The sequence below is a fragment of the Coleofasciculus sp. H7-2 genome, assembly GCF_042747725.1.
In the GTDB taxonomy this organism is placed as follows: domain Bacteria; phylum Cyanobacteriota; class Cyanobacteriia; order Cyanobacteriales; family FACHB-T130; genus FACHB-T130.
Genome location: NZ_JBHZGO010000112.1, coordinates 39,337 through 53,731 on the forward strand (window position 1 = coordinate 39,337; position 14,395 = coordinate 53,731).

Annotated in this window: 9 protein-coding genes; 1 reads left to right on the forward strand and 8 read right to left on the reverse strand. The window is 44.6% G+C overall.

Translation table 11 applies throughout. From position 1 onward, the window contains the following. Position 1 precedes the first annotated feature (1 nt). The 6 genes from ACFW2W_RS26060 to ACFW2W_RS26085 form a co-directional block, all read right to left on the reverse strand. Positions 2 to 187 carry a hypothetical protein gene (locus ACFW2W_RS26060; protein WP_378184740.1) on the reverse strand — a complete coding sequence of 62 codons (186 nt, stop codon included), beginning with the start codon at positions 185 to 187 and terminating at the stop codon, positions 2 to 4. Positions 188 to 360: 173 nt separating this feature from the next. Continuing rightward, positions 361 to 1,230: a DUF3800 domain-containing protein gene (locus ACFW2W_RS26065; protein ID WP_378184742.1), complete on the reverse strand. Its 870-nt coding sequence runs from the start codon at positions 1,228 to 1,230 to the stop codon at positions 361 to 363. Between the two features lie 291 nt (positions 1,231 to 1,521). Next, entirely contained in the window at positions 1,522 to 1,941 is a 420-nt protein-coding gene (locus ACFW2W_RS26070) for a hypothetical protein (protein WP_378184744.1), read from the reverse strand. Between the two features lie 12 nt (positions 1,942 to 1,953). After that, a complete protein-coding gene (locus ACFW2W_RS26075; protein WP_378184746.1) occupies positions 1,954 to 2,373 on the reverse strand; it encodes an EndoU domain-containing protein in 420 nt (139 codons plus the stop codon). 115 nt (positions 2,374 to 2,488) lie between these two features. Next, positions 2,489 to 7,450: a condensation domain-containing protein gene (locus ACFW2W_RS26080; protein ID WP_378184748.1), complete on the reverse strand. Its 4,962-nt coding sequence runs from the start codon at positions 7,448 to 7,450 to the stop codon at positions 2,489 to 2,491. A gap of 157 nt (positions 7,451 to 7,607) precedes the next feature. Next, a complete protein-coding gene (locus ACFW2W_RS26085; RefSeq protein WP_378184750.1) occupies positions 7,608 to 8,240 on the reverse strand; it encodes a restriction endonuclease subunit R in 633 nt (210 codons plus the stop codon). A 157-nt stretch (positions 8,241 to 8,397) separates the two neighbouring features. Here ACFW2W_RS26085 and ACFW2W_RS26090 point away from each other — a divergent pair, with 157 nt between their 5' ends. After that, positions 8,398 to 9,507, forward strand: a complete 1,110-nt coding sequence (locus ACFW2W_RS26090; protein ID WP_378184752.1) for an alpha/beta fold hydrolase — start codon at positions 8,398 to 8,400, stop codon at positions 9,505 to 9,507. A gap of 43 nt (positions 9,508 to 9,550) precedes the next feature. On the opposite strand, the gene ACFW2W_RS26095 is transcribed toward ACFW2W_RS26090, so the two are convergent. Continuing rightward, entirely contained in the window at positions 9,551 to 13,081 is a 3,531-nt protein-coding gene (locus tag ACFW2W_RS26095) for an amino acid adenylation domain-containing protein (protein ID WP_378184754.1), read from the reverse strand. Between the two features lie 151 nt (positions 13,082 to 13,232). Beyond that, positions 13,233 to 13,958, reverse strand: a complete 726-nt coding sequence (locus ACFW2W_RS26100; RefSeq protein ID WP_378184756.1) for a cyclase family protein — start codon at positions 13,956 to 13,958, stop codon at positions 13,233 to 13,235. Between the last annotated feature and the right edge of the window lie 437 nt (positions 13,959 to 14,395).

Here is a 14,395-nt window from a genome sequence, read left to right on the forward strand (position 1 = left end):
TTCATTCAATGTTTTGAGCGCGCTCATTTCGGCGCTCACTCAATTCTTTTTCTACGTCTTCCCACCCCAGTAAAGATTGACCACTCGCCACAATTTTTTGGCGAATTTCCCAGAGTTTACGTCCGAGGGGTGTTTTCGGCTTGAACAGTTTATCCTGAATGGCAGTTTCTGTCGTTTCAGTTTCCATCGAATTTACCTTGGCTCTATTACGAGTCTAAGATAACCAGTATTCAAGCAAAAGCGATCGCCTGCTCTGGTTGCCCCTCTATCATGACAAAACCTTGACGTTTCAGTTTTAATGATTCATAATCAAGTTGGAGGCTTTGAAGCATAATATGCTGCATTGCCTTTTTTTTATTCCTAGTTTTGCTGTTCTTTCGTGCGTAAGTCGGTGATTACCGCAAAGCTCCATATAGCAAAGTTTGGATTGTCTTCTACTTCCCGAATAGCACGATACCGTATCTGACAAACCTGGTTAACTAAATTATTAAGCTCTAGCCGCGCTGGTTTGCTCATATCATTAGTACGAAATCCCCAGGAAACGATATAAGCAACTAGGTCTGCAATTTGTATCCCCGTTGTCAAGTCACTATGAACAAAAAACGGTTCTGGAATGATTTGACCAGATCGTTGTCTTCCTTTGGTTGAATGCTTGAAGTAACGATCCATTTGTTGTACCAACAGGTGACTCTGACTTTTGTCGAGTTCATCAAAGACGACGATACCAGATATTGAAGGATTAATATCTTCAAGGAAGTAGAAGAAGCGCTCAAAAAGGTAAGCATAATCCTTCCGCAGAAACTCCGGTGAGCGCAGTACGGGGGCATTTGTACTCACAATACTAGCAAACGCTTTACACCGGAATTGTGAACAGATATCAAATACCTCGCTAACGTAGGCTAGCTTGGCTTGAGCTAATGCTGTCAGTTCACGTTTTCCGGCAGTGGCTCCTGCTTCAAGACAGCTTCTGGCTAATACCTGTCTTTCATCCTCTGGAATTAGTTCTAGCTGCGCTGCAAGTCGATACACCTTCTTCTTGAGAAGCTCTCTGGCTTTAAGTTCTCTGTCTCCGTTACTATATCGCGTACCAAAGTGGCGAATTTCTGCTGCTTGGATTGCTTGGATTAAATTCCATAAGTCACGATCCTCGATTGCAACACCAGCTAAAACTTCATAAGGTGAATTCCGATGATCTTGTCCACTCTCATCCACAAAAAGGAAGTACGCCATTACAAATAATCCTTAAATCCTGACAGGCTAAGGAACCTATCTGATTCCAATGATGCTTGCAGCAAATAATATCTTCTACCAATTTTAGGCTGCCCGTCATCTCTCTTTGCTTTCTCTATTCAGCGATGATAGCTTCATCCGCCGACTACCACTAGAAATTGGGACTAAAAGTGGGGCTTTACTTTTAGCATTGCTGTCTTCAAAACTTTCAACCACTTTTGAGAGTTGCGCGATCGCTGACCCTCGTTCCTCGCTTTGCTTCACGCAAATCTACTAAGGACAGGTGTAGGCTCAGGGTAAGAATGATTGAACTTGTAATTGTTTCAGTAGCTCATTGACAATGCGTTTAGCGATGCTACCCGTCTGAGCTACCGTTTGCAAGCGTTCCAAGATATCCTCACCAGGCAAATCTAACTCTACACCTATCGACCTCAAAGAATCAGCCGCAGTTAGTGTCAACTCGTCATCTTCCTCCCGAATCATCTCCAGCAGCAAAGGAACTGCCTGACTCACCTCTCCCCAGTCGAGAATTTCGGCACAGCGCACCTGCCACTCCTTAGAGCGATTTTGCCAAGAGGCGTGAAGAGCATCCCAATCCTCTGTTGTCAGTTGTTTAACTAACTCACAAGCATATAAACTAGCGTCATCAGCCCAATAGTCGTCTGAGAAATTTTGGCTCAAATACGCATCTAGCTCTTGGAAAATCGTCATACTACCACCACCTCAAAAATTTGTGGTCGGAGTGCCGCCAGTGGGGTAAGAAGATGTCACCTTGCCCGATGAATCCTTCATTACTTCCCACTCTACGCCATCAACAATCTGCCGATGCAAGGTTGAACTATCACCCCGCAAACTTGTTGCAAGAGGAGTACAAGCTACTTGGTTGGTTACATTGATAATCTTGTCATCACTCCAACTGTCCGGAGCTAAAGTGGATTTCTTAAATTTGGAGATGCTGCCATCTGGAAACTGTTTGACTAACTTCACAGTTGTCGTGCTATCGGCATTATTGCTAATAACTTCGACATCGAAATCGGGACGTATCTTAATTCTAGGTGAGTGTGCGCCTATCAATTTGTTAGAAAGAACAACCGGCGAGTTGGGGTTGGGAACTCGCTCCCTGTAGAGAATTTTCTCTCGCATTTAACAAACTGAAGATTGTTTGCCCTCGGTGAGACGCGCTAATAATTCACTATGCAAATTTGCTTGCCTTGCGGTGACAACATCAACCACAATTCAACCAATTCCCTTGTTTAATTCAACTTTCTTTGCTTTCTCGGTTCAGAGAAGATAGCTTCATGCGACGATTTTCACGAGAAATTGGCACTAAGGCTGGGGCTTTGCTTTGAGTATTGGTCTGCTTAAAGATAGCGATCGCTTTCGATAATTCTGCAATTGTCGGTGCCTCAAATACGCTACGCAAAGGTAACTCCGCCCCGAAGGCATCGCGCACTCTAGAAACCAGCTGAGTCGCTAGTAATGAATGTCCTCCTAATTCAAAGAAATTGTCGTGAATACCTACCCGTTTAACTCCCAAAACCTCTGCAAAAATTTTCACTAACACTTCCTCAACCGGAGTTTGAGGTGCAACATAACTTCCTGCCAATTCTAGTTTGACTGGTTCAGGTGCAGGTAAGGCACGGCGATCGACTTTGCCATTAGGCGTAAGCGGTAGAGATTCTAGCACCACAAAAGCTGAAGGCACCATGTACTCAGGCAACTTTTGGGTTAGATAAATCTGCAATTGAGGGATTAACTTACGAGCTGCTTTAGCTTGCAGGGGATTATTCGCATAAGAACGCCAAGGACACACGGCAATGCTGGCGGGGGAAATAGTTTTTTTGCCTGTTAGTTGCGAGACAAACACTACATTGTAGCGTCCATCAGTGCCGGAATGTGACCAGCTAATATCCACGTTGTAAGGGACATCTAGAGTATAAAAATCTTCTGGATCTACTCCTGAATTTTGGAGTGTTTGCAAAGCTTCACGCATCTGTCCAGCAGTTTTAAATTCTGCTGCGCCTGACAGCCATTCTGCTGTTTTAACTGCTGCCATTACCCGCGCATTAGGCACATTGGTAATGCTTAAAATTTCTGGTTGATTATTAACTAATAACTGACGTACAGCGGACACGGTTAAGTTATTTTCGTGCCAGTCTAGCAACTCTATGGAACCCCTCCCCAGCCCTCCCCGCAACGGGGAGGGAGCCGGATTCTTCTTACTTCCCCCCGTTTCGGTGGGATTGAGGGGGGTTCTTCCAGAATTTATTTCAGCCCCAATATGGAGAATCGCATTATAACGAAACTGCGTTAATTCATTGTGAGAACAACCTCGTATCAGTTGAATTTGTACGTCGCTAATCTGGGGAAATTGCTGTTTTAATACAGTGAAGAAAGCTGGATCGATTACCAACTCAGTTTCTTGGAACATTTGCATTTGTACCCGTTGCTGCAACTGTTCGCGGGTGAGAGAAGGTTCGGCTTGAGCCAGTTGCACTGAGGCGTGGAAAGCTTGCAGTAGCGGGAGACTACGCACATCGCCGATGAAGATGAAGCCACTGGGAGCGATCGCATTGATTGCCCCTTCCAGTACGCGCACCAGATAATCAATACTGGGAAAATATTGCACAACCGAGTTCAGAATCACCGCATCAAAAGCTTCTGACTCTACTCCCTCAAAGTCAGTCGCCATCTTTTGAAGCAATGTTACTTGAGGTAACTCTTGTGTCAATTGCTGCTGGATGTAGTTAAGTGAAGCCGAGGAAAAGTCTGTCCCACAATATTTAGTACAGTGAGGCGCAATTTTAAACAGCAATAAACCTGTTCCACACCCAATTTCTAACACTCGGCTGGGTTGCAAATCCAGAATTTGCGCCACTTGGTTATCTACCCATTCACGCATCTGTTCTACTGGAATCAATTGATTAGTATAACTGCTATTCCAACCCACAATATTGAATGTTGGATCTATATCAGCAGCAGATTGATTGTAAGTTTCGTTGTAAAGTATTTGCCATTGCAAAATCTGCTCATCTTGCATCATTGCTGAGTTAGAATCTCCACTCAATTGAAACTCAGTATTCAAAGCCACATAAGCCACCAAACGGTTCTCGCCTGCTGCATCCTCACGAGTCATTACTACCGTTTGCAGCACTGCTGGATGCTGACTCAATACCGCTTCAATTTCTCCCAACTCAATGCGGTAGCCGCGAATCTTCACCTGATCGTCGAGGCGACCTAAAAATTCGATATTGCCATCTGGTTGATAACGAACTAAATCGCCTGTTTTATAAAGACGTGCTTTTGGTTGATTGCTAAAAGGATTAGAAATGAATCGTTCAGCAGTTAAATCGGGACGGTTTAGATAACCTCGCGCCAGTCCATCACCGCCAATGTACAATTCACCAGTAACACCAATCGGTACAGGTTGTAAATGACTATCCAGCACATAAACTTGAATGTTAGCAATGGGACGACCAATTGCAGGCGCGATCGCATTTCCTGATTGTGTTATTACATCTGCGCTCCCTTCTTGCCCCCCTTTAAAAGGGGGGTTGGGGGGATCTTCTTGCCCCCCTTTTAAAGGGGGGTTGGGGGGATCTTCTTGCTCTCTAACAGCAACTATCCCGGAAGTTGTAACAACAGTATTCTCAGTTGGCCCATAATTATTCACTACCTGGAAAGGATACTCAGCCAAAGGATACTGATGTAATTTGTCGCCCCCTGTTAATAAAATTCGCAAACAGGTATCTCCAGACCAATCTAACAACAAAACTTTCTCAGCTAAAGGCGTCGGCAAAAAGCTAATTGTTATCGATTTTGACACTAAAAAATCTCTCAGTTTTTCAGGCGATCGCCTGATTTCATCATCTGGAAAATAGACGCTAGCTCCTGCACTCAAATAAGGCAAAATTTCCCACCCGCAAGCATCAAAAGCAACTCCGGCAACCTGCGTTACTCGGTCAAGCGGTGAAACTGCAAACGCTTGTTGATGCCAAAATACTAGATTTAATAGTCCACCATGTTCAATTTGAACTCCTTTAGGCTTTCCGGTGGTGCCAGAAGTGTAGATGACATAAGCAAGGTTTTCTGCAGTAACGTTGCTGCTAGGATTATCTTCGCTTTCTTGAGCAATCGTTTGCCAATCTTGGTCTAGACAAACAACAATTGGATTATGGATTTGGCAATCTGCCTGTATTTCCACATCTTGCACCGCACTCTCACTCGCCAGAAAATTAATTCCCTGGCGGGTGAGTAACACGGACACCTGAGCATCTTCTAGCATCAAGTTCAAGCGTTCAGGGGGATAAATAGGGTCTAAAGATACATAAGCTCCACCCGCTTTGAGAATGCTTAACATCCCGATTACCAGATCGAGGCTTCTCTCCACACAAAGTCCCACTAAAACTTCCGCACCAACACCCAGTTTCTGTAGGTAATGTGCAACTTTGTTGCTCCGTATATTTAACTCTCGATAGGTTAGAGATGCGATAACCCTTGTCTCTACGTCTTCAAAAACTACCGCTATAGCATCAGGATTCTGCTCTACCTGAGCCTCAAATAGCTGATGAATGCACAAGTTTTTGGGATAATCTACCTGGGTATTGTTCCATTCAACCAACAACTGATGTAGCTCAGATTGACTGAGTAGCGATAAGTTGGCGACTCGTTGCTCTGGATTCGCAACAATTTCTTCTAGCAGCGTTTTAAAATGCCCTAACATCCGATTGATAGTGGCTTTATCAAATAAATCGGTGCTATAAATTACAAAGCCGCTAATTCCTTCTGAGCTATCTACCCATAATCCATTATTTTGCCCTTTTTCCCATAAGTGAAACTCTAAATCAAAGCGGGTTGTCTGACTATAAAATTCCATCGGGCTAAGCGTTAATCCAGGTAGTTCTAGCGCTGACATTGGCGCATTTTGTAGCGCAAATACCACTTGGAACAGGGGATTTTGGTTCAAGCTGCGTTCTGGATGCAGTTCCTCTACTAGCTTCTCAAAAGGCAAATCTTGGTGAGCATAAGCTCCCAAGGCAACTTCTTTCACTCGACTCAATAATGAGCGAAAAGTTGGGTTTCCTGATAAGTCGGTACGCAGCACTAAACTATTGACAAAAAAGCCAATTAAACCTTCAATTTCGCTGCGATTGCGGTTGGCAATCGGCGAACCCACAGCAATATCTTCTTGCTGTGTGTAGCGGTATAATAAAATCTGGAATACTGCCAGCAGGGTCATGAATAAAGTTACTCCTTCCTGCTGGGAAAGAGCCTCTAGCGCTTCACTTAAACTTTTCGGTAGTTGCAAAATTTGCGTTGCACCCCGGTAAGTTTGAACGGCTAGTCGCGGTCTATCGGTGGGCAAATTCAGCATAGAAATGCCAGCTAATTGTTGCCGCCAGTAACCAAGTTGCGTTTCTAAAACTTCCCCTTGCAACCACTCGCGTTGCCAGTGTGCAAAGTCTGCATATTGGATGGGTAATTCTGGCAGGGGGAAAGAGACGGGATTAATCCCATCTCTACAAGAAGCAAAGGTTGTGTAGAGTGCTGCTAACTCCTTAATTAGTACCCCGATAGACCAACCATCGGAGACAATGTGGTGCATATTCAGCAGCATTATATGTTCTGTCTCATCCAACCGCAGCAGCGTTACTCGCAGCAATGGGTCAGTTGATAAATTAAAAGGGCGTTGAGCCTCCTGGGTTGTTAGCTGTTGTGCTTGGGTTTCTCGTTCGGCTGCTGGCAGTTCTCGTAAATCTATTACTGGTAAAGATATTTTTAAGTTGGGATTAATTGCCTGAATGGGTTGCCCTTCCACTGTGACAAAAGTGGTACGCAAAGCTTCGTGACGGCGCACAATTTCGTTAAAAGTTTCCTCCAGCGCCGAAGCGTTGAGCGAACCTGTTAGACGCACTGCTGCCGGGACATTATAGAAGGAATTGTTAGGAAATAATTGGTCAAGAAACCACAGCCGCTGTTGAGCAAAGGAGAGGAGGAGATTTCTATTGTGCGAGATAGGTACCAGGGATGTAGAAGCGTGGCTGGTAGTAGAATTAGCTGCCCTTAAAAATGAAATAATTTCTGCTTTGCGTTCTTGTATTTCTGCACGCAGTTCGGATGTTAGGGTTCCTTCTGGGGCGTTACAGTGAAGGCGTTCTCCATCGACAAAAACCTGAATATCTAAGCTACGGAGGTAAGATAAAAACTCAACTGTCTTCAAAATCACACCTCTTTTCGGCTATTTATCAAGCAATACCGTGCAGTTAAGAATAATTGTAGGTTGGGTTGAGCTTAGATTAACTCAAAAAATGCTTAGAGACGTTGGGTTTCGTTACCTTAACCCAAACTACAATTACTATTTATCAAGGCGATAGTTATTAGTTGTTAGTTGCCAATTGACCTAAGCGTTTTAACACTCTCAAAACGTCATCTAATTTATTTTCAGGATTGAAAATGTCGAACAGCTTAGACAATGCGTATTGATGGTTATGGAGTTTTGCTAATTTGAAGAATCTAAAAGTTGCGCCATTCGTTAGCAGTCCAAAAGTAGGTTTATCTGGATTAGAATTTGCCAGCATATAAGCTAGTAACTGCGCTCTCCCTGATTCTAGAGAGAAAGCCGCCTGCTTAGACTCGATGACCATTATCCAAAGCTTTTGAAACAAAACCAAGACATCCATTTGTCCTTTGTAGATGACTCCTTCATCTTCAGCAGAAATTTCCACAGAAGATTCTGATTTGATATGAAAGGGAGGTAGATAAAATCCGGCTAAATCTAACAGTGGAGATAGCACCACCATTTTGACAGTATTTTCCAGCATGGGAGGGTACTCAAGTAAGTTGGAATAACTCTCCTTAACTCGGTCGAGTCTCTGTTTTTCTAAATCTGTGATTTCTGACAAGTTATCTTGCCATTCTTGAAAAAATTGGTCATCCTCAACTAGCTGGAGTCCAAATTTTTTTCTTAAGTCATGCAGGGTAACGTTTTTAGCTTGAATTGTTTGAACCATAATGTGCAAACTGATAACGGAAATCAATAACTGGATGGATAAAGAGATTACCTAACCTGCTAGAGGAGTGTACTTGCTATTGAGCCGACTGTAGTCTAACCTCGGTATGACGTTGGAAAACAACGCAGTCAACATCCTACCGCGAAGGTTTCTGCTCATGATGTTCATGCCCCTCAATTTCCTACTCGTATGGCTGGTTGGATTGCTGTCCATCGGGATACTTGGCGGAGGGATTTACATTCTTTATGAGTGGTATGAAGGGGAACTGGTGGGGATGTCCTACTTGATAGGCGGACTGGCGATGGTTTTGTGGTCTTGTGGCGGTCGTTTTATCAGCTTGCCGCTGCTGCGTCGCCAAGGTGCTGACGAACCTAAGTTGATGCGTACCGGAACTGTACAGCGCGTGCCACGACCGGATGGTAGCGTCCTGCAAGTAGAGTTCTATGGGCCTGAGGATGGTCAACCGATTATCTTGTCACACGGTTGGGGACCGAACAGTGCGGTATGGTACTATGCCAAGCGACAACTGAGCGATCGCTTCCGAGTGATTGTTTGGGACTTGCCAGGGCTAGGAAAATCCTCTAGACCCAAAAACAATGACTACTCGGTGGAAAAATATGCCCGTGACCTGGAAGCGGTTGTTGCCATAGCGGGAGACAAGCCTGTTATCCTGCTCGGACATAGCATGGGCGGTATGATTAACCTAACATTTTGTCGGCTATTTCCAGAACATCTGGGGCGTCGGGTGGCAGGCTTAATCCTCGTAGATACAACCTACACAAATCCACTGAAAACTTCTATCTTGAGCGGTGTGTTACGCAAATTGCAGAAACCGCTGCTCGAACCACTACTGTACCTCACCATTTTACTGTCACCCATCTTTTGGCTGATGACTTGGCTAAGCTATCTCAATGGTTCGCTGTACATCAGCGTAGAAATTTCTGGATTTAAGGGGACTGAAACACGCGGTCAGCTGGATTTCGCCGCTTTCTTATCGACTTTAGGTTCGCCTGGTGTTCTTGCTCGCGGTACATTGGCAATGTTCAATTTCGAGGAAACAAGGACACTCTCAACGATTAACGTTCCGGTGTTGGTCGTTTGCGGTGCAACAGATATAGCGACTAAACCTGTTGCAAGCGATCGCATGAAAGCCGAATTGCCTCAAGCTGAACTCGTCACGATTAAGCCGGGTGGACACATGGCATTGATGGAAAAGAATCAAGTGTTTTCCGAAGTTGTCAGTGCGTTTTGTGCTAAATGCGGGTAACGCTCAGAACCTTGAGTATTTGCAAATGAGATTGTAGAATCACTTAAAATTCCATTTCTTCTCGCTCATTTCCCGTAGAACTTGTGGTATCCAAACCTTCCGCTACCCAACACATTGTTTCAATGTATCTAGCCAAACTAGCTACAGTTGGAGATTCAAACAAGTTGCGTACAGATAACTCTATTTGAAATGCGTCGCGGATGCGGGAAGTTAGCTGAGTTGCTAGTAGAGAATGACCGCCCAATTCAAAGAAATTGTCGCGGACACCTACCTGCTGTTTTCCCAAAACTTTAGCCCAAATTTCGACTAGCGCTTCCTCAACGCGATCGCGCGGTGCGACATAATTTTCTTTAATATCAAAACTGAGCGTATCTACCGCAGGTAAGCCACGGCGATCCACTTTTCCATTCGGTGTCAGCGGTAGAGATTCCAGCATCACATAAGCTGAAGGCACCATGTATTCTGGTAACTTTTCTTTCAGGAATTGTCGCAGATTTATGCTTGTCGGTGTCTGTTTCTGGTTGGGAACAATATAAGCGACCAAGTGCTTATCCCCAGGTATGTCTTCGCTAACAATTACCACTGTCTCCCCCACTGCTGGATGCTGATTGACTGCTGCTTCAATTTCGCCCAATTCGATGCGGAAGCCGCGAATTTTTACCTGATTATCAATGCGACCTAAAAACTCAATATTGCCGTCTGGTAGATAGCGGGCTAAGTCACCCGTCTTATAAAGTCGTGCTTCTGGTTTATTACTATAGCGGTTCTCAATTGGATCGAACACAGAACCTAACCCCCCAACCCCCTTCCCTTGTAGGGAAGGGGGAGCAAGACTCCCCTCCCCACCGCTTCGCGGAAGCAAGCTACGTAGGGGAGGGGTTGGGGGAGAGGTCAGCCCGTACTGCATCGAACTGCAAACCGCTACAAAAGGATTAGAAATAAAGCGTTCAGCAGTTAATTCAGGGCGATTGAGATATTCTCGCGCCAGTCCATCACCGCCGATGTACAACTCGCCGACTACGCCAATTGGTACAGGTTGTAAATGAGCATCCAGCAGATAAATCTGCGTATTCGTAATCGGGCGACCAATGGGGATAGATGTTGCTGATTCTGCTAATTTCTCCACGCAGTAATAAGAAGAAAATGTTGTACTCTCTGTTAGCCCATAAACATGAATTAATTGCTTTGGCGCTCCTTGTTTAAGAACCTTTCTGACCCACCTAATATCAACAGCCTCGCCTCCAAATAGCAAATAGCGCAAGTCAGCGAAAGCTTGCGGAACATCTCTGGCAATCTGTTGAAATAAGGCGGTGGTCAAAAATAAAACGCTGATGTCTTTTTGTTGGAGCTGTAATGCAAACTCGTGGGGCGAAAGGGTGACATCTCTGCTAATTCCAACAAGTTGAGCGCCGTTAAGCAAAGCTCCCCAAATCTCGAAGGTTGCTGCGTCGAAGGAAGTGTTTGAGGCTTGGGCAACTTTATCATCAGATGACAATTTTACATAATTTGTGTTGCACACCAGCCGATTTACAGCTTTGTGAGTAACAGCAACTCCCTTGGGCTTTCCTGTAGATCCAGAAGTGTAGATTACATAAGCTAAGTTATCGCTTGTTACGCCGCTTTTCGGGTTTTCTTCACTTTCTTGGGCAATGATTTCCCAATCCTTATCGAGGTAAACAACTGGGTTCGAGAAGTCCCCAAAATGCTCAACAAATTTTTCTGTCAGCAACAGTACGGGCGAAGCATTCATGCCAGTAATTTCTGGATTGGAGCCAAGGTTTTTCTTTACGAATGCTTCGTCCCTACAAGCATCATCAAGCATGAACTTCAAACGCTCTTGAGGATAACTAGGATCTAAAGGCACATAAGCCCCTCCTGCTTTCAGAATGCCTAGTAATCCCACAATTATGTCTACAGAACGCTCCATGCAGATGCCGACTAAAACTTCCGAACCTACCCCGAATTTTTGTAAATAATGTGCTAATTGGTTGCTGCGTATGTTCAACTCTCGGTAGGTTAGAGACTCGATAACCCTTGTCTCTACATTTTCAAAGATTACTGCTATGGAATCAGGATTCTGCTCTACCTGATTTTCAAACAACTGATGGATACACTTATTTTGAGGATAATTTGTCTGGGTGTCGTTCCATTGAATTAATAATTGCTGTACTTCAGCTTCACCCAATAGCGGTAAATTTGCGATTCGTTCTTCTAAATTATTAACAATACCTTCAAGCAATGTTTTAAAATGTCCCAGCATTCGGGTAATTGTGGCTTCATCGAATAAATCCGTGTTGTACACCACTACGCCTCTAATTCCCTCAGAATTCTCCCATTTACCGCCCCATAAACTCCGGAAATCTTCGGAACAGTTCCACAGATGCAACTCCAAATCGAATCGCGTTGTTTTAAAGTCAATATCCATAAAGCTAGGCACTAATCCAGGTAGTTCTAGCGCCGACATTGGCGCATTCTCAAAGCCAAATACTACTTGGAATAACGGATGAATATTTAAGTTACGCTCTGGATGTAGTTCCTCAACAAGCTTCTCAAAAGGCAAATCTTGATGGCTGTATGCGCCTAGTGTTACCTGCCGGACTCTGCCTAAGAGTTCCCGAAAAGTTGGGTTTCCAGATAAGTCGGCGCGTAATACCAAGCTGTTGACAAAAAAGCCAATTAAGCCTTCAATTTCGCTGCGATTACGGTTAGCAATTGGCGAACCTACCGCAATATCTTCTTGATGCGTGTAGCGATAGAGTAAGGTCTGAAATGCTGCCAGCAAAGTCATAAATAGGGTGACACCTTCTTGCTGCGAAAGCGTCTGTAGCGCATCACTTAGCTTTTTCGGTAACTCTAAAGATTGCGTTGCTCCTCGATAGCTTGCAACAGCTGGTTTCGGTCGGTCAACGGGCAAATTTAGCACGGAAATACCGTTTAATTGTTGCCGCCAGTAAGTTAACTGGGTTTCCAGCACTTCCCCTTGCAGCCACTCGCGCTGCCAATGGGCAAAGTCGGCGTATTGCAGGGGCAATTCCGGCAGAGGAGAAAGCTGCTTCTGAGTAAAAGCTGTGTATAGTGTTCCCAGTTCCCGAATCAGCACCCCAATCGACCAATCGTCGCAGATAATGTGGTGCATATTCAGCAATAGAATATGTTCTGTCTCGGAAAGCTGTAGCAGCATCACTCGCAGCAATGGGATAGAGGACAAATCAAAAGGACGCTCGATTTCTGCTGCTACCAATTGCTGTGCTTGGAGTGCGCGATCGCCTACTGGGAATTGCCGCAGGTCGAGTACGGACAGAGGTATGGTTAAGCTGGAAGCGTTAGCGCCGCTTTCCGCAGGAATCGCTTGTACGGGTAGTCCCTCTAGCACCTTAAATGTAGTCCGTAAGGCTTCGTGGCGACGCACAATTTCGTTAAACGTCTGCTCTAATGCCGAAGTGTTGAGCGAACCTGTTAAGCGAATGACTGTCGGCACATTATAGATGGCATTGCCAGGGATCAACTGGTCAAGAAACCACAGCCGCTGTTGAGCAAACGATGCAGGAAAGACAAAAACCTCTTGTTCAGACATATCGATCCTTTCTTGTGCAGCTATCGGGGAGTTGTCGGCAAGATCCGGTGTCATCTATCTTTGCTTTCACCACAAGGGATAATAGCCTGTCAAGGTTGATTTAATAGGAAGGCGCGATCGCCTAAAGTCAATGCGATTTTTGGTGCAGGCATCAAGGCACAAAAGCTAACACGGATACAGGTGTCCCAGAACCACCCCGTAGACGTAAAATCCCAATGACTAATGTAGTTCCACTGGGCGATAACCGATCGAGATTTGTCAAATTTTCCAATACAATTCCAGCCTTTTCTAGTACCAGCCGATTGGTGCTAAAGGTTTCATCTTGTCCGGCATCGACGCCATGAGTATCAATTCCCACGCCAGCGATCGCGCGTTGTTCGATTAAGAATCGGCTAGTTTCAGCACCAAACCCCGGAAAGTGAAATTTGCCTTGTTCGTCCTGATTAAAAAAGGCTCTTCGATCGCCCCACTTTTCTTGCCAACCCGTATATAGAAGTACAACACTGTTAGCGGAGATAGGATGGTGTTGCTGTTCCCAGTTGAGGACATCGACTGTTGTTAAAGCATAGTCAAAATTAGCAGTAGTTTTGTCGCAAATATCGATAACAATCGCTGGTACAACGAGCGACTGAGCTGGATAACTCTCAATCCCAACTCCATCTTCATAAAAGCTATTCGGTGCGTTAATATGAGTCCCGCTATGTTCTCCCATCGAGAATCTTCGTAGATAGTAACCATCTTTTTCTAACTCGGCGACTGTCTCAAATTCAACGAGTGGATCGTTTTGCCAAATAGGCATATTTGGATCGATGATATGGCTCAGGTCTACAATTTGGGTGTAGGTAATCGTTTTAGGATTATTTGAGTTAGGGTTCATGGCATCTGTTTGCTAAAAATATGCGACGCCTCAAGTAGGATGTGTAGGCTCTCTTTGAGGTCACGAAACCCAGCACTGGTGATATTTGTTGGGTTTCCCTTACGCTCAACCATTCCCTACGATTTTTATTCATGTTTCAGGAGTTTTTGATAGTCTTTCAGCATGGCATCTGTTTACTAAAAATATCTGACGCCTCAAGTAGTGTCTATACAAACAAACCTGCCTATTTAGCTTTCACCTAATTTTACTTTGAGCTACCTTTAGCTATCCCAGCAACTCTTGATAATAGTTTTCTGGGTCATCGGCAAGAGAAACGGTCGTTCGCATCGCCCTATCTTGGATTTTCAAGACTTTGGTTATCTAAATGCGACTGAGAAAGTCCAGAGCGTGAGAAATTACCAATATAGCACCTTGATAATCCTCTAACGCTTCGACAA

Excerpts from the sequence above, each read along its gene's own strand:
- ACFW2W_RS26060 (WP_378184740.1), bottom strand. The coding sequence starts at position 187 with ATGGAAACTGAAACGACAGAAACTGCCATTCAGGATAAACTGTTCAAG.
- ACFW2W_RS26065 (WP_378184742.1), bottom strand. The coding sequence starts at position 1,230 with ATGGCGTACTTCCTTTTTGTGGATGAGAGTGGACAAGATCATCGGAAT.
- ACFW2W_RS26070 (WP_378184744.1), bottom strand. The coding sequence starts at position 1,941 with ATGACGATTTTCCAAGAGCTAGATGCGTATTTGAGCCAAAATTTCTCA.
- ACFW2W_RS26075 (WP_378184746.1), bottom strand. The coding sequence starts at position 2,373 with ATGCGAGAGAAAATTCTCTACAGGGAGCGAGTTCCCAACCCCAACTCG.
- ACFW2W_RS26085 (WP_378184750.1), bottom strand. The coding sequence starts at position 8,240 with ATGGTTCAAACAATTCAAGCTAAAAACGTTACCCTGCATGACTTAAGA.
- ACFW2W_RS26090 (WP_378184752.1), top strand. The coding sequence starts at position 8,398 with ATGATGTTCATGCCCCTCAATTTCCTACTCGTATGGCTGGTTGGATTG.
- ACFW2W_RS26095 (WP_378184754.1), bottom strand. The coding sequence starts at position 13,081 with ATGTCTGAACAAGAGGTTTTTGTCTTTCCTGCATCGTTTGCTCAACAG.
- ACFW2W_RS26100 (WP_378184756.1), bottom strand. The coding sequence starts at position 13,958 with ATGAACCCTAACTCAAATAATCCTAAAACGATTACCTACACCCAAATT.